Here is an 18,570-nt window from a genome sequence, read left to right as displayed (position 1 = left end):
GACACGAACCGCAAGCGGTTGTTACGAACTCCTGCGGAGTTCGTAACACTGGCGCAGCCGGTCGTAACAATCCCGAAGGGATTCGGAGGGCCGCGCAGCGGCTACCGGTTCTCGACTCTCGGTTATCGATCTTTTACTCCCACTACCATCATCTTCTGCAATTTCCTTCTTTTTTCGTTTTTTCAACGAATATGTTTTCACCGGTTTCAGGGTCGAGTTCCGTGTAATACATTGCTGTGGATAGGGTAGCAGGAGTCGGCGTGAAGATTTGAACCTGTTGAGGTTTATATCCCATTTTCCTTATTGCGTACCTTTTTAGCTTTTTCATATCCTCAACGGTTGAACCGGGGTGCGCCGCGATGAAGTACCCGATTAGATAGATTTTCTTGTTTCCCTTCACTCTTTCAAACTCTTTTATGAAGCGGTCTAAAACATCTTTTCCCGGTTTTCCCATAAGTCGGAGAACCCTCGTGGAGATATGTTCCGGAGCAATCTTCAACTGTCCAGAAACGTGATACAGAACCAATTCTCTCAAAAATTCTCTGCCGTGTTTTTTGTCCGCAAGGATCAGGTCGTATCTTATTCCAGAAGACACGAACACGTGTTTTACACCCTTCAGATTCCTGAGTTTTCTGAGTAGGTTCAAGTACCGGGAATGGTCAACCTTCAATGCAGGACACACATGAGGAAGTAGGCAACGTTTGTCTTTACACGCGCCATGTTTATGCTTTTTTTCACAGTCATAACCATATATGTTTGCGGTTGGGCCACCCACATCAGTTATAACTCCTTTGAAATCCGGGTTTTTTGTGAGCCGCCTGGCCTCTTTGATTATCGATTTTTCGCTTCTGCTTACGATGTATTTGCCCTGGTGCAGCGTGAGGGCACAGAAATTGCATTCTCCGTAACATCCTCGATGGCTGGTGATTGAAAACTTAACGGTTTCCAGCGCTTTCACGTGGCCTTTCTTTAGACAGTGGGGATGAACCTTGCGTGTGTATGGAAGCGAATAGACCCAGTCAAGTTCTTCCGTGGTAGAAAGTACCGGAGGGTTTTGGATAACGTACCGGGTATCCTGCCTTTGATATATCACTCTTCCATTCACAGGATCGGTTTCGCGATACAGGATCTTAAAGGCCTGAAGATAGGCGTATCGATCAGAGGATACCTTATCATATGAAGGAAGTTCGATTCCCGATTCTGTTTTTTTTGAACTCCAGTAAACGGTTCCCGGAATATCTTTAGGTATTTCTCCGGTATCTCTGAGTTTTTCAGCTATTTTTATTATGCTTTTTTCAGCCATTCCATAAGCAATCAGATCAGCTTTGGAATCGACGAGCACGGACTTTCTAACGCGATTAGACCACCAATCGTAATGGGCAAACCTTCTCAAGCTCGCTTCTATTCCACCAAGAATGATAGGAACATCTTTGAACACGCTGCGGACAAGGTTGGAATAGACGATTGTGGCTCTGTCCGGCCTTTTACCACCGAAACCACCGGATGTATAATCATCTTTTTTCTCTTCTTTCTTGATGCTGTGTAATTCGCCACCAGCGAATCCACATTGCCTGCTGTGATGCCAAAGAAAAGCTTCGGTTTTCCTAATTTGGTTATCTCTTCAGGGTTTTTCCAATCGGGTTGTGAGATGACTCCGACTTTAAACCCTTTAGCTTCAAGTACTCTTGCTATAATTGCTACACCAAAGGAAGGATGATCTACATATGCATCACCGGTTATCAGTATGACATCGAGCTGATCCCAGCCTCGTGCCTTCATTTCTTCCCGTGTCATAGGTATATGCTGCATTACGGGATTTACCTCCTTCTGCAATCGTCGAACTCAGCGCAAAAGGTGAGTGCTTATTTCAGGAAGCAACCTCGGCTGTTTCTAAAATAAAACTGGAGAGTGAGGCCGTAAGCCGGATTCTGTTTTAGGTGGTCATCTATCTGGGAGGTACGTTGCCGTACCCCTCAAGCGTCCTACCCGAGAGGGATTCGGTGGGCGACCTCAAACCCTCTCTGCTTGGACTTGCTCCGGATGGGGGTTGCCAAGCATCCGGGTCACCCCGGACCTGGTGGGCTCTTACCCCACCGTTCCACCCTTGCCTTAACGGCGGTCTTCTTCTCTATGGCCCTTACCGGGGATCACTCCCCCTGGGTGTTACCCAGCATCCTCGCCCAAGGAGTCCGGACTTTCCTCGGCTAACGCCGCGACCACCCGCCTCACTCTCCAGTCAACACTTTAATTATAACCATTATCTGTTAAGGTAGTTAAATCTTCCTCCCTGACGTCTGTTTTCCTCTTTCATCTTCTTCTCGATTCTATTTATTATCTCTATCTTGGGAAGACCCCAATTTGCAAAGAGTGTTCCTTCTTTTGGCGGATCCGCAACAAGCCTGTGAATCACAATCTCCGGATCCAGAAACTCCAAAAAGGTGATAACCCTTTCTATGTATTCATGTAAATCGCATATCTGAATGAGCCCTTTTTTGTACATTTTTCCGAGTGCAGTGCCTTCAACCACGTAGAGAGAATGTATCTTTACTCCGTCAACGCTCAACGCCGACAGAATCTTAGCGGTTTCTATTACGTCTGTCATGGTATCCCATGGCAAGTTTACGATAACATGGGCTACCACTTCAAGACCATGTTTTTTAGCTCTGATTACGGCATCTATGAATTCTGCGAGGGTATGACCACGATTTAGTTTTTTCAGAGTCCAGAAATTCGCTGTTTGTAAACCAAATTCTATTATAACGTCGAGTTTTTCTTTATAGCTCTCAAGTAATTCTAAGGTCTCTTCGCTTGCGAGATCGGGACGTGTCGATACGTCAAGGATTACTATGTCGTCAGAGATGGCTGAATCGTATAATTCTTTCAATTTTTTGACGGGTGCGTAGGTGTTGGAGTTCGCCTGGAAATATGCCATGTATTTTTTTACACCTTTTGCACGCAGCTTTTCTATTCTTTCTAACATCTGCTCCCTTATACTCTTCTGACCGTCAACGCTGAAACCGCTGCCGGTTGGATCGCAATAAATACAACCGCCCCGTCCCTTGGTTCCGTCTTTGTTGGGACAGGTAAAACCGGCAACTATCGGTATTCTATAAACCACTTCACCATAACGTTCTTTGAGATAACCTTTCAGGTGCCTGTAAGGTTTATGATTCAATTGAACGTTTCAACTCCTTCATAAAGGATTTGAACTTTCTGGCGGTTTCTTTCACTGAATTTTCGGTACCTCTGAATATATAGACCCATTTGCCGTTAAACCACGCGTAAATATATTCGTTAAAAACCTCACCTTTGAGCTCTCCATAGACTAAGGGAATGGCACTCAACGCCGTTCTTAAGGTGCTGAAATTTTCTCTTCCCCAACTGTACCAGAAGCTGGTAGCATCAGAGACTTTCTCAAAATGTATGACGTATATCTCAACAACATTTGTCCCTTTTGCAAGCCGCTTATGCAAAAAAACAGAATCGGTCAAAGAAAAACCATCAAGGGTTCCGTCAAGAACGACCTCTGTTGTAAGTTCCATGTAGCCTTCCATAGAGAAACCAACATAATTCGAAGGTGTGAGTTCTCGAAAGGTAACTCCACAAGATCCCACAAAAACCACCAGGAACGTAAGAAACAAGATTTTTTTTAAATCGCGAATTTTCATCAGAACACCTCCGATGGAGAATACTCAGATCAACCTACCCGCAAAAGGCTTTTACCTTATGGAAAAGGTCATTCCCACTCATGATTCTGTTTGCATCCGCTGTTTTTTCCAGTTTCTCCAGGAGTTCCGCATAAGGCTGCCCTGTTTCAGGATTCGTAAGATATGGATCAATCTCCAACAATGGCTTGATGACGAAAATACGGTTCTCCATATCGTAGTGGGGGATTTTTAAATTCTCGTCTTCGTACACTATTTTATCGAAAAGGAGTATGTCTATATCTATTGTTCTCGGTCCCCATCTCATTTCTCGCTTTCTTCCCAGCAGTTTCTCGACAGACATAGTCCTTTTCAAAAGCTCCTCCGGGGTCCCGGAAAAATCAAACAGTCCAACACAGTTCAAAAATGGCTCCTGTTCAGTATAACCATAAGGCTCCGTTTCATATATAGACGACAGGGAAAGTAGTTCAATTTCTCTCTCTGCCAATAAACAGATACTCTTCACTATGTAACTCAATCTATCTCCAATGTTACTACCAAATGCAAGATAAACATCAGACATGACTTAACAGTCTCTCCTTTACTCTCCAGCTTTTTTCTTTCAGCAGTTTGAGTTGTGCGATACTCAAACTCTCTTCCCACCAGTAGGGAAGCAAAGAATTATCAAGCAACAATGGATCTATTTCAGCAGGCAGTCTCCTTGAATCCACCAGTTCCCGCCATTCAGGAGTACCGGGAATAGGGGTGTATTCATTGATATTGGGAATAACCCCGAGTTCTTCGCAATGGTTAATCGCTCTTTCCACATCCTCAAAGGTTTGACCGGGTAGATTCGCTATTATGTATGCGCTGAGTTCCTTTGCTGTAAACCCTGCAGCTTTCAGTATATTGACGGCTTTTATAAATTCTTCATTGCTCACCTTTCCGCCGGTTTTCAACTGAAGCTCATCATTGGCGGTTTCATAACCGAGTTTTATGGTTTTGAAGTTGGTCTCTTTCATCAATACCGCAAGTTCTTCATCAACGAGTCGAGCGTGTATACCGTTTGGGAGGTGAAATCTAAGGTTAAAACCGCGTTCCTTTATCATCTTGAGTAGTATCTTGAAGTTTTGCCCTATCAGGATCGCATCGTCAAAGAACACCACATCGGAAAGCCCGTACACCGCGTTCAAATGCTCGATTTCTTCCAGGGTTTTTTCGGGTGATTTTTGATTAAAACGTTCCCATAATTTCCAGCTGGTGCAATAACTACACCTGAAAGGGCATCCTGTACTCGTTATAAGAACAACGTAGTTTAACTCTGGATAGTTAGAATAATCGGGGCTTAAATCGTCTAACCAATCATCGTTAAGATCCACATCGATTCCGATAAAATGCAGGGCTCTTTTCACGGGAACGATACCTGTACCCGGGGAAACAAAATCCGCACCGGAATGGTTTTTGGCATGTTCTGGCAGTATAGAAGCGTAAACCCCACCAAGTACAACCGGAATTTCTTGAAGCTCTTCTTTTATAACCCGTATAGTATCGCTGACACCATAATGCCAGTAGGTCATCATCGAGGTCACAAAAACAGCATCAACATCTTTTAATTCTCTCAGTTTCTTTCGAAACAGATCTTCGGGTAACCCGTATCTTTTGAACAACCTTGGAATATTTTTCATTGACTCCGGCGGTTGTATGACTTCATGATAAAAGTTACCAGTACCGTAATATCTATCCTTTATCTTTCCACCTAAATAACGCACCAGATCCGGATCGTGTCTGTACAAACAATCAATTAATACAGGCTCTATCCCCGCAGATCTAAGCATAGAAGAGATATAAAGTAAACCCACAGGTTTTAGCCAGTAATCATAAGCTGAAACATCTTCTATCCACGGGTTAACCAGCAGAATTTTTTTCAAGTTTTCTCACCCGTTCGCAAAAAACTGCGATTCCCTTTAGCGTTAGATCGGAATCAAGTATGTCAAAAAAACCATTTCCGATATTGAACATTGGCGAATTACCTCCGGTTGCGATCACGGGAATTTTATCGCCAAGTTCTTCCTTTACTTTGGAGATTATAGCCTTCAAAGCGTAATACGTGCCGTTTACCACACCGATTCTTATATTGTCTTCTGTATTTTTCCCTATATGGTTTTCTACATAAAACAAATCAACCTCAGGTAATTTAGCTGTCTTTGAAAACAAAGCTCTCATGGCCATCATAGGGCCGGGTAAAATAGCTCCTCCTATGAAGGCGCCATCTTTCAGGACATCTACGGTTATAGCTGTTCCGGTATCGATTACTATGGCGTCCTTACCATAAAACTCGTGGGCCCCTATAACGTTTGCCACCCTATCCGCGCCTATTTCGGATGGGAAATCGACATCCCATTTCACACCGATTCCATCTATCGCGGTAACGAGCACCGGATCAAGTTCCAGGTATTTTCTGCCAAAGTAGTGAAAAATACTGTTGAGTCTTGGAACAACAGACGCAACGCATATATCTTCGATGCTCTTCAAATCAACATTCCCGGCTTCAAGAAGCTGTTTCAAAACAACGTACATCTCATCTTCCGTTTCCAGCCTGCCGGTAGATATTCTCCAATTTTTCAGTATTTTTCCTCTGTTCCATATGCCAAACACCGTATTCGTGTTTCCAACATCAGCAACTAGCTTCATAAAATCCCTCCAGTTCAATGTTATCACGTCGGCGCCCTTACTACCACCGCACCTCCAGGAAAATCCATTTTTGAGCACCTGCAGAAAATGATACTCGCTAACGCTGTTATAAAGCGAAAATACGCGATTCAAATTATTTTAATCATTTACACCCCTTGAACATATGGAATCTGAATGCTATAATGTTTTCGCCAGTGCAGCCTGGTGACTTTGGCTGTGGGAGACCCGCTAGCTCAGCAGGCAGAGCACCTGACTTTTAATCAGGGGGTCGTGGGTTCGAATCCCACGCGGGTCACCAGCGAGAGTGGCGGAACTGGCAGACGCGCTGGACTTAGAATCCAGTGAGCGTAGAAGCTCGTGAGGGTTCAAGTCCCTCCTCTCGCACCAACGTCAGTCGTCACTCTTGTCTGAGTAACCTATGCAAGCGGAAGTAGCTCAGCGGTAGAGCACCTGCTTGCCAAGCAGGGGGTCGCGGGTTCGAATCCCGTCTTCCGCTCCAAAAGCGCCCAATAGGGCGCTTTTGTTTTTTTATACCTTGCCTTCCAGATTGAATATCTGCAACAAGCTTTTGGTTTCAATAACGTATGTGGTAACATAGTAAGGTATCCGAACCATGCCTCAGGAGGTGATACGGTGAATTTTCTTGTCGTTCCTCTCTTCGAAGAATTGAAACGGGAAGAAACATTGGGAAACTTCAAGAAAGCAAAAAACATGATTTCAGAAAGGTTGGATTCTTCATCACTCCCATCTTTACTCAGAAAACGCCTTGAATTTGAACTCGAAAGAATTGACAGGGTAATCAAAAACTATCCCTTCACCGAAGAAGCTGCTAAGAAAAAACTTTTTGACTCAATTAAGGATTTTTCCGAGGAAGAATACATGATGTTGATGGATAAGGGAATACTGGACTACATCATCATTGAGGGTGAAAAGAGATTCGAAGAGAGATTTTTCGAGAACCTTGTTTTCGCCTTGCAAGAATACAAAAGCAGGGTAAAACAAAATGAAAAATTAAAAAAAGCACGTGAGATTCTACACAAGCGCATTGAAGCTCTGTTAGCCGGAGATAAGCCGAAAACATACAGAGTTACGGCAGAAATAAAGGTATCTCCAAAACTGGAGAAGATAAGGGGGAAGAAAGTTAGATGCTGGTTGCCTTTCCCAAAAGTTGAGGCTCAGGTCATTGAAGCAAAGCTGCTTGAAACAAGCCACAGTGAATATTTTATAGCACCCAACGAAGCTCCTCACCGTACCATTTATATGGAAGATGAACTCAGGGATGGTCTTGAGTTCCGAGTGAGATTCGAGTATGTGATAAGAGAGCAATTCAACTCTATAGACCCGGAGAAAGTAAAAACGTCCTTCGTACCAAAATTTTCTGAATACCTTCTGGAAGAACCACCTCACATTGTTTTTACCCCTTATCTGAAGAATCTTACAGAAGAAATAGTTGGGGACGAATTGAATCCGTATTTGAGGGCAAAAAAGATATATGAATGGATCACGCACAATGTTCGTTATTCATACATGCATCCGTACGCTCTCTACGAGAATATCCCCATGTTCGTGGCAACCAATCTAAAAGGTGATTGTGGCGCTCAGGCCGTACTTTTTATAACAATGTGCAGGATAGCAGGAATCCCTGCAAGATGGCAATCCGGGTGGTATGCCAACCCTATTTTCGCCTCCCCGCACGATTGGACGATGTTCTATGTAGAACCGTACGGATGGCTTCCCGCTGACCTGTCTTTCGGTGGAATAAGAACTGATAAACCGGAAGAGATTTCAAAGTTTTATTTCGGGAACCTCGATGCTTTCAGAATGGTTGCAAATTCAAAATTTATGGCCGATTTTCAGCCTGCGAAGAATTTCTGGCGCTCAGATCCTTATGACAATCAGGTTGGAGAGCTGGAAACAGAACTTGAAAATATCTACAACGATGCTTTCACTTATGAAATGAAGGTACTTTCTTTCGAAGAGATTTGAAAAACAAAATATTTCTCGGGGAGGAAAGAGTATGGGAAAGATAGTCGATGTGAAGTTTTTGGTAAAGGAATACGATTATGAAAAACCCTTTCATATCGCCAACAACATCTCAACCAGCAGCACAAATGTAGAAGTGCAGATAGTACTTGACAATGGTCTAGTTGGTTATGGAGAAGCTGCCCCATCTTACAGGGTGAACGGAGAACGAGTTGAAACCTTCCCGTCTCTGGAGCCTTTTGTTAAAGAACAACTTATTGGAATGGATGTAAGAAATTACAAGCGCATCTTTGACATCATGGATGGCTTGCGCTGCGCTTCCAGTTTAAAAGCTGCTGTGCAATTCGCTGCTCTGGATGCCATTAGCGTTGAAAGCGGGTTGCCTGTACATCAACTGTTAGGCGGAGCAAAAGACGAAATAGAAACAGATAAAACCGTCAGCATCGATACCATAGAAAACATGGTCAAAGACGCGAAGGAAATATACGATTCAGGATTCCGCGTGATAAAGATAAAGGTCGGGGAAAATCTGAAGAAGGATATTGAGACGCTGGAAGCTATCGCTGAAGTGACAAAGGAAGCAAAATACATTGTAGACGCGAACACGGGTTATACCCCCAAGGAAGCCATTGCGTTTGCAAAGGCCCTCTATTCCAAAGGCATAGATATAGACGTATTCGAACAACCCGTACCGGCTGAAAGTATAGAAGGGCTAAAATTGGTCAGGTTCAATTCACCTTTCCCAGTCGCGGCCGACGAAAGCGCAAGAACAAGATACGACGTTTTGAGACTCATACGGGAAGAAGCCGTTGATTTTGTGAATATAAAGCTGATGAAGTCAGGAATCTCCGACGCCCTTGCCATCGTGGAAATGGCGAATACCGCGAAGATTCAGTTGATGATAGGTTGTATGGGTGAATCCAGTGTTGGAATAAATCAGAGCGTTCAATTTGCGCTGGGAACAGGAGCCTTCGTATTCCATGACCTCGATTCTCACCTGATGCTTAAAGAAGAGCAATTTAGAGGAAAGTTTAAACAGGATGGGCCGAAGATGATTGTTCGTTAAATAAAAAAGGGTGGTTTATCCGCCATTTTTTATGTTGGAAATTTTACGTCTTTTATGAAGTTTGCTGGTATAATGAAAAGGTACCTGTGCGGTCAGGTATTAAATTGTGATATCGAAAGGAGAAAACTATGCCAGAAGCAAAAAAGGGCGACACCGTAAAAGTACATTATACCGGAAGATTCGAGGACGGAGAGATCTTTGATTCCTCCACTGGAAAAGAGCCGTTAGAATTCACCATCGGTAAAGGAGAGGTAATTCCCGGATTTGAAGAAGCGATCATAGGAATGAATACAGGGGAATCGAAGACAGTAAAAATTCCACCGGAAAAAGCTTATGGTCCTCGATACGATGAACTCGTTTTGACGGTTTGAACGTTCACGTTTTCCGGATGATATGGAGCCACAGTTAGGTCAACAACTTCAGTTGAGACAACCGGATGGCAGAACCTTCATAGTAACCATCACCGACATCAACGAAACAGCGGTAACGCTCGATGCGAACCACCCACTAGCGGGAAAAGATCTCGTATTTGAAATCAACCTCATAGAGATCGTTTGAAATGAACGACAACAGCAAAGCTCTGCCCGGGAATCCCCCGGCAGAGCTTTGTTATTTGTCAAAGGTCAAAATAAAGCTGGTATTCCGCGGGACTTGGCACGCTGTTGACATATCTCGCTTCTTCTTCCTTCACTAAAATCCATTGCCTGATAAGCTCATCCGGAAAACCGGGTTTCAAAAACTCATTGTCTTCCTTAAGACCTCTTAATGATTCTTCTAAACTTGAAGGAAAGAAGCGGATCTTATTTCTATATTCGTCGTTCATGTTGTAGATATTGGTTTCGATGGGACCAAATCCAAGCTCTTTATGGTCGAGTTTCTGTTTGACTCCGTCCACACCCGCAAGCAGCATGGCCGCTATTCCATAGTATGGATTGCAGCTGGCGTCTATCGTCCTGAATTCTATCCTTGCTTTATGCTTATCTTTAACGTAACCAGGAATTCTTACAGCCGCGCTTCTGTTCCCCTTAGCAAAAACAGCACATATAGGCGCTTCGAATCCTGGAACGAGCCTTCTGTAAGAGTTAGTCGATGGGTTGGTAAAGGCCAGAAGCGCTCCAGTCAACGAATGTTTCAGAATCCCCGAGGTGTACTGTAAAGCCATTTCCCCAAGTCCACAATAAATATCACCGGCGAACAGGTTTTTACCTGTTCCATCTACAAGGTACTGGTGAATGTGCATACCGTTTCCGGCTTCCTCGAAAAGCGGTTTGGGCATAAAGGTAACCTTTAGGTTGTAACGGGAAGCCAGGTTTTGAAGAATGTACCTGGCAAGGATTATTGAATCTGCACTATTCAAGGCATTTTGAAAACGAAACTCTATTTCGTGTTGCGCAGAACTCACTTCATGATGATGGTATTTAACTGGAATTCCAATCGAATTCATAATCATAACGGCTTCGTTTCTGAAATTCGCCATGGCATCCGCAGGGGGGCACCTATGATATCCCATCTTCCGCTCAACAACATTCGCATTTGAAAACTCTCCGCTATTCCAGAAACCTTCGGCAACATCGACCTTAAAATAAGCCTGATTTTCCGAAACTCTGTAACTCATTCCTTCAAAGATGTGAAATTCCAGTTCCGGGCCTAGCATCGCATCTGCAGCTCCAATGGATTTCAGTTTCTCAAGCGTCGCTCTTAGAACGTTTCTGGGATAGTGTTCAAAGGGCTTGCGATCTTCTGTTCTGAGAACATCGCAGAAAAAAGAAAGGGTTTTGCGCTCAAAGAAGGGATCTTCAAAGGCAGTATCTGGATCCGGCAGCATTATCATATCGCTGTTTTCTATAGAGGAATAACCAAAGTTGGAGGCATCAAAACCAACGCCTTCTTCAAAAAGCTCGTCGGTCAACCGATCTCCGGGAAGAATTACGTGCCGCACCCTTCCAATAATATCGATAACTTTCAAATCAATAAAATCTATGTTTCCAACATATTTCCTCAACGAGTCTTTCATACCGTACCTCCTGTCAAGTTTTATTGGTTGCATCAAAAATTCTAATTCCTGTTGCATCCTTTATTCAAACCCAATATGCGTTATAGGCGTAAAATATGCTTTTTCAAGGTCGAAAGAACTCTTTGGCACGTGCTAATACGCAGCTATCCTGAACGTCTATCTTTCAATGTATAAAAGCGAAATATTCAAGAAACAATTTCTTAGAAAATCAGTGTAAAACTTAATTGGAGGGTCTTTAGTACAAATTCGAGTTACAGCATATTGCGCCCTGTCATGTTATAATTCAACACGAATATGTTCGTATCGAAAGGAGGAAAAACCGTGTCTAAGAAGTACGTATACTTTTTCGGAAAAGGCAGGGCTGAGGGAGACGCTTCTATGAAGCAGCTCCTCGGTGGTAAAGGCGCGAACCTCGCTGAAATGGTGCGCCTTGGAGTTCCCGTACCACCTGGTTTTACAATCTCCACTGAAGTCTGTAAATATTACTACGACCATGGAAAAACGTATCCTGAAGAGCTAAAGGATCAGGTACTCAAAGCTATGAAAGAACTCGAGGAAGCTACTGGAAAGGTCTTTGGTTCTCCTGAAAATCCTCTCCTTGTTTCCGTTAGATCTGGTGCCGCAGTTTCTATGCCTGGTATGATGGACACAATCCTCAACCTTGGCTTGAACGACGAAACCGTTGAAGGTATGATAAAGTCCACAAATAATCCAAGATTCTGCTACGATGCCTACCGCAGGTTTATGCAGATGTTTGGCGATGTTGTTCTGAACATCAAGCATGAGTACTTCGAAGAGGAACTCAATAAAGTCAAGACCGAAAAAGGTGTCAAGCTGGATACCGATCTTGATGCCGATGACCTCAAAAAGGTTGTAGAAAGATACAAAGAGGTTTATAAGAAAGCAGGACACAAATTCCCGCAGGATCCATGGGATCAGCTCTGGAAGGCTATCGATGCCGTCTTTGGAAGCTGGATGAATGAAAGGGCCATTAAGTACAGAGAACTTAACGGCATAAAGGAAGGTTCTCTCCTAGGTACGGCTGTCAACGTTGTTGCGATGGTTTTCGGTAACATGGGCGAAGACAGTGGTACCGGCGTTGCCTTTACAAGAGATCCAAACACCGGTGAAAAGAAGTACTACGGAGAATATCTCCCAAACGCCCAGGGTGAAGACGTTGTTGCCGGTATAAGAACCCCATATCCTCTGACAAAACTCGAAGAAATGATGCCGGACGTTTATAAACAGCTCCTCGATATATTCGAGAAACTTGAAAAGCACTACAGGGATATGCAGGATATAGAATTTACCATTGAACGTGGAAAACTCTATCTCCTCCAGACAAGAACAGGAAAGAGAACCCCATTCGCCGCTGTGAGGATCGCTGTCGATATGGCAGAAGAAGGGCTCATAACCAAAGAAGAAGCCATTATGAGGGTCTCCCCAGATCACATCGAAACCCTGCTGCACCCCTACTTTGAACCCGAAACCAAGAAAAACGCTTCCCTTCTCGCTAAGGGTATAGCCGCTTCTCCGGGAGCAGCAACGGGAATCATTGTCTTTGATCCTGCAGAAGCCGAAAGAATGGTCAAAGAGGAAAACAAACAGGTAATCCTTGTCAGACCCGAAACGTCTCCGGAAGATATAGCCGGAATGGCAGCAGCTGAAGGTATCCTCACATCCACCGGCGGTAAAACCTCTCACGCCGCTGTTGTTGCCAGAGGTATGGGCAAACCCTGTATTGTTGGCTGTGAAGCTATCGAGGTGGACGAAAAGGCTGGCGTTATAAGAATAGATGGCAAAGAGATTAAGGAGTTCTCCTGGCTCAGTATAGACGGAACGACGGGTGAGGTATTCGACGGCAAGCTTGCCACCGTGAAACCTCAGGGACTTGAAGGACCTCTCGCAAAGATATTGCAATGGGCCGACGAGATCAGAAAACTCGGTGTCAGGACCAACGCTGATACCCCGAGAGACGCGACGGTTGCCAGAAACTTCGGCGCTGAAGGTATCGGTCTGTGTAGAACAGAGCATATGTTCTTCGAAGAAGAGAGAATCCCCGTCGTTAGACAAATGATTGTAGCCAAGACAAAGGAACAGCGCGAAATAGCTCTTGAAAAACTTCTCCCAATGCAGCAGGAAGACTTTGTTGGACTATTCAAGGCAATGGAAGGTTATCCTGTTACAATCAGACTTCTCGACCCACCTCTTCACGAGTTCCTACCGAAGGAAGACGAGGACATCAAAGCCCTTGCGGAAGAAATGGGACTCTCCTACGAAGAGCTCAAGGCAACTGTTGAAGAACTCCACGAGTTCAACCCGATGATGGGACACAGAGGCTGCCGTTTAAGTATTACATATCCAGAGATCGCTGTCATGCAGACCAAAGCAATTATCGGTGCAGCCATTCAGGTGCTCAAAGAAGAAGGAAAAACGGTCATTCCTGAAATAATGATTCCTCTTGTTGGTCACATTAACGAACTGAAGTATCTCAAAAAGATAATTACCGAAACCGCCGATAAGATGATAGAAGAAGCTGGTGTGGATCTGCAGTACAAGGTGGGAACAATGATCGAAATTCCAAGAGCTGCTCTCACTGCAGACGAAATAGCAACCGAAGCTGAATTCTTCAGTTTCGGAACAAATGACCTCACACAGATGACCTTCGGATTCAGCCGTGACGACTACGGAAAGTTCGTAAAAGAATACATAGAAAAGGGCATTCTCGAGGTTGATCCATTCCAGAAACTCGACAGAACTGGTGTCGGCCAGCTCGTTAAGATGGGTACCGAAAAGGGCAGGTCAACAAGACCAAACCTGAAAGTTGGTATCTGTGGCGAGCACGGAGGCGAACCCTCTTCAATTGAATTCTGTCATATAACCGGTCTCGACTACGTGAGCTGCTCTCCTTACAGAGTACCCGTTGCAAGACTTGCCGCTGCTCAGGCAGCAATAAAGCATGGTAAATAATGAACACTATTGCCGCGACTCCAATGCGGGTCGCGGCTTTATTTTTTTGGAGGGTTGATGATGCTGGAAGCGATCCTTAAATTCGTTAGCTCAACGGGGTTCGCACATATTTCGTGGCAAAACCTCGTTATGTTTGGAATCGCCGGCGCACTTTTGTACATCGCCGTTGCAAAAGAGGCCGAACCTCTTCTTCTTATCCCCATTGCCTTCGGAATGATTCTGGCCAACATCCCAAACGAGGTAACCGGTCTTTTCGATCCGGGAATGGGACTCATGTGGTTCATTCAACAGGGCCTCTTCAAAGGATTCTATCCCCCTCTTATCTTTCTGGGCATCGGTGCCCTCACAGATTTTTCTTTTATGCTTGCCAATCCAAAGACTATATTCCTCGGCGCAGCAGCCAGGTGGGAATTTTTGTGACCTTCATAGTTGCAAGATTGATGGGTTTCTCTTTTGCTGACGCCGCGTCAATAGGTATCATCGGTGGTGCTGATGGTCCCACATCGATCTACGTTGCATCCCAATTCAACTCTCCCTATCTTTCGATAATCGCCATCGCTGCATACTCTTACATCGCCCTTATCCCCGTCATACAACCACCGATAATGAAACTTCTTACCACCAAAAAAGAAAGAAAGATAAAGATGGGTATGCAGTTAAGACACGTTTCAAAGCTCGAACGAATGATCTTCCCAATTGCCAGCACGATAATAATCGCGCTACTCGTTCCAAAGGCATTACCTCTTATTGGCATGTTGATGCTGGGAAATTTCCTGCGCGAATGTGGGGTGGCAAAATGGCTGGTAGAAGCGGCTTCCAAGTATATTGAATATACCGTTATAATACTTTTATGTCTCTCAGTTGGCGCGACCGCGGAAGGAAGAGTTTTTTTGTCTTTGAACAGCTTAAAGATTGTTGGGCTGGGAGCAGCGGCTTTTATCATCGCTACTGCTTCTGGTATTATATTCGCGAAGGTGATGAATCTTTTCAGTAAACATAAAGTCAACCCGTTGATAGGTGCAGCCGGGGTATCTGCCGTTCCTGATTCAGCAAGGGTTGCACAGCGTGTGGCACAAAAGGACGATCCAACTAACTATATCTTAATGCACGCTATGGGACCGAATGTAGCTGGAGTAATAGGTTCTGCAATAGCAGCAGGTGTTTTTCTATCCATAATTGGTGTCTAATGGAGGGTACGCTTGATGGCGGAGAAAAAGAAATATGACATTATTTTCAACCATTCCTATTGTAAGATGTGTGGAATATGTTACTGGATATGTCCAACCAAAACTATCACTCGTGGAGAACTGGGAAAACCACTCGTTCCCGATCCCGACACTTGTATTGGTTGCTTGATATGTGAAAATGCCTGTCCGGATTTCGCGATAAACGTTGTCGAACGTGAGGCGGTGAAAGAGAATGGGTAAATTTGTACTCCTGCAGGGGGATGAAGCCTGTGCACTGGGTGCTATAAAAGCTGGGTGTAGGTTCTTTGCCGGTTATCCCATTACACCCGCAACTGAAATAGCGGAAACCATGTCTAGGGAACTCCCAAAGGTTGGTGGAACCTTCATTCAAATGGAAGATGAAATAGCCAGCGCAGCGGCAATCGTTGGTGCTTCCCTGGCCGGTCAAAAATCAATGACAGCTACAAGCGGGCCTGGCTTTAGCTTAATGCAGGAAGTGATAGGATACGCTTCTATGACCGAAACCCCTGTGGTCATAGTGGATGTTCAGCGCGGTGGCCCTTCAACAGGGATGCCAACAAAACCCGCTCAGGGAGATATCATGCAGGCTCGATGGGGAACACATGGGGATCACCAGATAATCGCTTTGTATCCGTCAACGGTTGAAGAAGTTTATAGATACATAGTTACTGCTTTTAACTACGCAGAAAAATACAGAACTCCAGTCATTTTCCTTATGGACGAGATTCTCGGTCATATGAGAGAAAGTATCTATCTACCACCTGATTCCGAACTTATCTCATTGAAGAGAGTCAGCGAAAAAGAAATAGAAGATGACGAACTTTTCCATCCCTTCAAAGGTGATGATTTAATGCTCACTGCCCCACTTGTCGAAATGGGAAAAACCAAGTTCCATGTATCCGGGCTTGTACACGACGAATCCGGTTTCCCTGTGGGGGCCCCCTTGATGCCGACAGGCTTTTGCGCAGACTTGACCACAAAATCAGGTTGCACGCTGATGAAATCGTAAAATACGACGAATATATGGTTGATGACGCAGAAATTCTCGTTATTGCTTATGGTTCCGTAGCCAGAAGTGCTATCAGAGCAGTGCGGATTGCCAGAGAAGATAAAATAAACGTCGGTTTATTCAAACCGATTACAATCTGGCCGTTCCCCACAACAAGGTTAAGACAGCTGCTAAAAAAAGTCAGTGCGGTTATAATCGCTGAGATGAATCTCGGTCAAATAGTCTACGAAGTGTCAAGGGTGAACAGAAGAACCAATACGCAAATTGAATTGCTCAGCAAAGTAAATGGTGAGCTGATAAGCCCACAGGAAATACTGGATGTAATCGCCAAAGTTAAGTCCTCCATTCTGGACCTATGATGAGTTAGATCGCAACATACAAAAGATGTTGAAAACAGTTCTTAATAGTTTTGAAAAACGTTTCGCTGTGTGATAAAATGGTTTAGGAGTTGTGTGTAAATCCGTAAAGGCTTACCGTGTAAAGCACGGGAGTTTGAGCATATTTGAGATCGGGATTCTCGATCGTTTAGCCTAAAAGCTTCTCACTCCAATGAGAAGTAATTTACACCGATTTCATGCAAAAGGAGGCAGTCTGGATGGAGGTTTTGAAAGTCAGTTCTAAATCAAATCCCAACAAAGTTGCTGGTGCTATTGCTGGTGTTCTTTCGAAAGACGATCAGGTCGAACTTCAGGCCATCGGTGCAGGTGCTGTTAATCAGGCAGTCAAAGCGGTGGCAATCGCTTCCAGATTTCTAAGTGAGAAGGGTACGGAAGTCTTTATGATCCCTGGATTTGTAGAAATCCAGATTGGTGACGAAATGAGAACAGGAATTACTTTGAGGGTGGTCGCAAAAAAAGACGAGGCTGAAAAAACAGGCGAATAATAATATTGATGAAAGATAGCCACTGTTCCCGAATACATAGAGGGAAAAACAAGCTCCGTTCATTGAAAAAGGTGTGTGTAGTTTGGACTAAATCATTAGCGGCATATAAGCCGCCGGGTTGTTGTGGAAATTGCGGAGCGTTGTGTTTACAAGGTTTAGGATTATACGGCCGTTAAAACTAAACACATCTTTTGTCGAATAAGGAATGATTCGCTATTTACAAAGCAAGGAGGAAAGATGAAAAAACTTAACGTTGGTGGACAGGCCGTTATTGAAGGTGTGATGATAAAAGGTAAGAGAACGGTTGTGTCTGTTCGTGACCCTGATGGAAATATCGTTACAAAAAGTATTGAGGGGGCCGTTAAGAACCGGTCCCTCTTTTCTATCTGGTTTCTCAGAGGAATAATTGTTCTTTACGAAGCCCTGTACATAGGCACCAAAGCTCTTGGAATATCCGCTGAGATAAGTGGAGAAGGTGAATTGACTAAAAAGGATTTCGTTGTGACATTCATCATAGCCTTTGTCATGGCTATAGGTATGTTTGCACTGGGGCCTTTGTTGCTGGCTCAACTGCTTGTCCCCAAAAGTAACGCTGGAATTTTTGCCCTGGTAGAGGGACTCATAAGAGGAGCATTTTTCATCGCCTATGTCTGGGTTATTTCGTTGTTCAAAGACGTTCAGAGAGTCTTTCAATATCATGGTGCCGAACATAAGGCGGTTTACACCTACGAAAACAATGAGGAATTAACCGTCGAAAACGCGCGCAAGTATTCAACGCTGCATCCAAGGTGTGGAACGAGTTTTCTGATTTTAACACTCTTTTTCGCCATCATTGTGTTCGCCATTCTTGGAGCTTTTGTAGAGTTGAATTTTCTCGGAAAATTTATAACGAGGATTATTTTCATTCCCATTGTGGCTTCGTTAACCTATGAATTTCAAAGGTTGACAGCAAAAATAATCAAAACCCCCTTTGGTAAAATTCTTGCAGCTCCTGGTTTGTTATTCCAAAGAATAACAACAAAAGAGCCAGATGACAAGCAACTGGAAGTAGCTCTAACCGCTGTGAAAGAATCTCTAAAAGACGATTAAGTTTCTTCCATTA

General features: G+C 44.1%; 12 protein-coding genes, 3 tRNA genes, 1 other RNA gene and 4 pseudogenes. 12 read left to right on the top strand and 8 right to left on the bottom strand.

The window, feature by feature from the left end; translation table 11 throughout:
• Positions 1–148 precede the first annotated feature (148 nt).
• From DU53_RS09170 to DU53_RS09140, 7 genes and pseudogenes are all read right to left on the bottom strand, one after another.
• Positions 149–1,779: pseudogene (locus DU53_RS09170) on the bottom strand (YgiQ family radical SAM protein).
• 122 nt (positions 1,780–1,901) lie between these two features.
• An RNA gene (gene rnpB / locus DU53_RS09165) (RNase P RNA component class A) lies at positions 1,902–2,232 on the bottom strand.
• 25 nt (positions 2,233–2,257) lie between these two features.
• Entirely contained in the window at positions 2,258–3,175 is a 918-nt protein-coding gene (locus DU53_RS09160; protein ID WP_063728465.1) for a TIGR01212 family radical SAM protein, read from the bottom strand.
• A complete protein-coding gene (locus DU53_RS09155; protein WP_015869081.1) occupies positions 3,165–3,668 on the bottom strand; it encodes a hypothetical protein in 504 nt (167 codons plus the stop codon). Before DU53_RS09155 ends, DU53_RS09160 begins: the two co-directional genes overlap by 11 nt.
• 34 nt (positions 3,669–3,702) lie before the next feature.
• Positions 3,703–4,227, bottom strand: a complete 525-nt coding sequence (gene folK / locus DU53_RS09150) for a 2-amino-4-hydroxy-6-hydroxymethyldihydropteridine diphosphokinase (protein WP_015869080.1) — start codon at positions 4,225–4,227, stop codon at positions 3,703–3,705.
• Positions 4,220–5,572: a radical SAM protein gene (locus tag DU53_RS09145; RefSeq protein ID WP_063728463.1), complete on the bottom strand. Its 1,353-nt coding sequence runs from the start codon at positions 5,570–5,572 to the stop codon at positions 4,220–4,222. The genes folK and DU53_RS09145 overlap by 8 nt, the downstream gene beginning before the upstream one ends.
• Positions 5,550–6,335: a type III pantothenate kinase gene (locus DU53_RS09140; protein WP_015869078.1), complete on the bottom strand. Its 786-nt coding sequence runs from the start codon at positions 6,333–6,335 to the stop codon at positions 5,550–5,552. The genes DU53_RS09145 and DU53_RS09140 overlap by 23 nt, the downstream gene beginning before the upstream one ends.
• A 222-nt stretch (positions 6,336–6,557) precedes the next feature.
• Here DU53_RS09140 and DU53_RS09135 point away from each other — a divergent pair.
• From DU53_RS09135 to DU53_RS13370, 6 genes and pseudogenes are all read left to right on the top strand, one after another.
• Positions 6,558–6,633, top strand: a tRNA-Lys gene (locus DU53_RS09135).
• Positions 6,634–6,722: transfer RNA gene (locus DU53_RS09130), tRNA-Leu, on the top strand. It abuts the tRNA gene before it with no gap.
• Between the two features lie 37 nt (positions 6,723–6,759).
• A tRNA-Gly gene (locus DU53_RS09125) sits at positions 6,760–6,834 on the top strand.
• Between the two features lie 134 nt (positions 6,835–6,968).
• The gene (locus tag DU53_RS09120) at positions 6,969–8,321 is read left to right on the top strand and encodes a transglutaminase-like domain-containing protein (protein ID WP_015869077.1); all 1,353 of its coding nucleotides are present in this window, start codon (positions 6,969–6,971) and stop codon (positions 8,319–8,321) included.
• A gap of 31 nt (positions 8,322–8,352) precedes the next feature.
• Positions 8,353–9,384 (top strand): L-Ala-D/L-Glu epimerase, encoded by a 1,032-nt coding sequence (locus DU53_RS09115; protein ID WP_015869076.1) that lies wholly within the window; start codon positions 8,353–8,355, stop codon positions 9,382–9,384.
• A gap of 128 nt (positions 9,385–9,512) precedes the next feature.
• A pseudogene (locus tag DU53_RS13370) lies at positions 9,513–9,942 on the top strand (peptidylprolyl isomerase).
• A gap of 58 nt (positions 9,943–10,000) precedes the next feature.
• Here the strand turns inward: DU53_RS13370 and glnA are convergent.
• Complete coding sequence (gene glnA / locus DU53_RS09105; protein ID WP_015869074.1) at positions 10,001–11,398, bottom strand: type I glutamate--ammonia ligase; 1,398 nt, start codon at positions 11,396–11,398, stop codon at positions 10,001–10,003.
• A 321-nt stretch (positions 11,399–11,719) separates the two neighbouring features.
• Here glnA and ppdK point away from each other — a divergent pair, with 321 nt between their 5' ends.
• The 6 genes and pseudogenes from ppdK (at position 11,720) to DU53_RS09075 (ending at position 18,557) form a co-directional block, all read left to right on the top strand.
• Positions 11,720–14,368, top strand: coding sequence for a pyruvate, phosphate dikinase (ppdK, locus tag DU53_RS09100; protein ID WP_015869073.1), 2,649 nt, complete (start codon positions 11,720–11,722; stop codon positions 14,366–14,368).
• A 60-nt stretch (positions 14,369–14,428) separates the two neighbouring features.
• Positions 14,429–15,555 (top strand): annotated as a pseudogene (locus tag DU53_RS09095) (sodium ion-translocating decarboxylase subunit beta).
• Between the two features lie 15 nt (positions 15,556–15,570).
• Positions 15,571–15,795, top strand: a complete 225-nt coding sequence (locus DU53_RS09090) for an ATP-binding protein (protein WP_015869071.1) — start codon at positions 15,571–15,573, stop codon at positions 15,793–15,795.
• Positions 15,788–16,944, top strand: a pseudogene (locus DU53_RS09085) (2-oxoacid:acceptor oxidoreductase subunit alpha). The gene DU53_RS09090 and the pseudogene DU53_RS09085 overlap by 8 nt, the downstream one beginning before the upstream one ends.
• A 236-nt stretch (positions 16,945–17,180) precedes the next feature.
• Complete coding sequence (locus DU53_RS09080) at positions 17,181–17,468, top strand: stage V sporulation protein S (RefSeq protein WP_015869069.1); 288 nt, start codon at positions 17,181–17,183, stop codon at positions 17,466–17,468.
• Between the two features lie 237 nt (positions 17,469–17,705).
• Positions 17,706–18,557 (top strand): DUF1385 domain-containing protein, encoded by an 852-nt coding sequence (locus tag DU53_RS09075; protein WP_015869068.1) that lies wholly within the window; start codon positions 17,706–17,708, stop codon positions 18,555–18,557.
• The last annotated feature ends 13 nt before the right edge of the window (positions 18,558–18,570 follow it).

This window comes from Kosmotoga sp. DU53 (assembly GCF_001639905.1).
Classification (GTDB): domain Bacteria; phylum Thermotogota; class Thermotogae; order Petrotogales; family Kosmotogaceae; genus Kosmotoga; species Kosmotoga olearia.
The sequence above is the reverse complement of the archived record's forward strand: the minus strand, read 5'-3'. Positions and strand labels throughout refer to the sequence as shown.

What these genes read in the sequence shown, in the direction of transcription:
- DU53_RS09155 (WP_015869081.1), bottom strand. Translation starts at nt 3,668, where the DNA reads ATGAAAATTCGCGATTTAAAAAAAATCTTGTTTCTTACGTTCCTGGTG.
- folK (WP_015869080.1), bottom strand. Translation starts at nt 4,227, where the DNA reads ATGTCTGATGTTTATCTTGCATTTGGTAGTAACATTGGAGATAGATTG.
- DU53_RS09140 (WP_015869078.1), bottom strand. Translation starts at nt 6,335, where the DNA reads ATGAAGCTAGTTGCTGATGTTGGAAACACGAATACGGTGTTTGGCATA.
- DU53_RS09115 (WP_015869076.1), top strand. Translation starts at nt 8,353, where the DNA reads ATGGGAAAGATAGTCGATGTGAAGTTTTTGGTAAAGGAATACGATTAT.
- glnA (WP_015869074.1), bottom strand. Translation starts at nt 11,398, where the DNA reads ATGAAAGACTCGTTGAGGAAATATGTTGGAAACATAGATTTTATTGAT.
- DU53_RS09090 (WP_015869071.1), top strand. Translation starts at nt 15,571, where the DNA reads ATGGCGGAGAAAAAGAAATATGACATTATTTTCAACCATTCCTATTGT.
- DU53_RS09080 (WP_015869069.1), top strand. Translation starts at nt 17,181, where the DNA reads ATGGAGGTTTTGAAAGTCAGTTCTAAATCAAATCCCAACAAAGTTGCT.
- DU53_RS09075 (WP_015869068.1), top strand. Translation starts at nt 17,706, where the DNA reads ATGAAAAAACTTAACGTTGGTGGACAGGCCGTTATTGAAGGTGTGATG.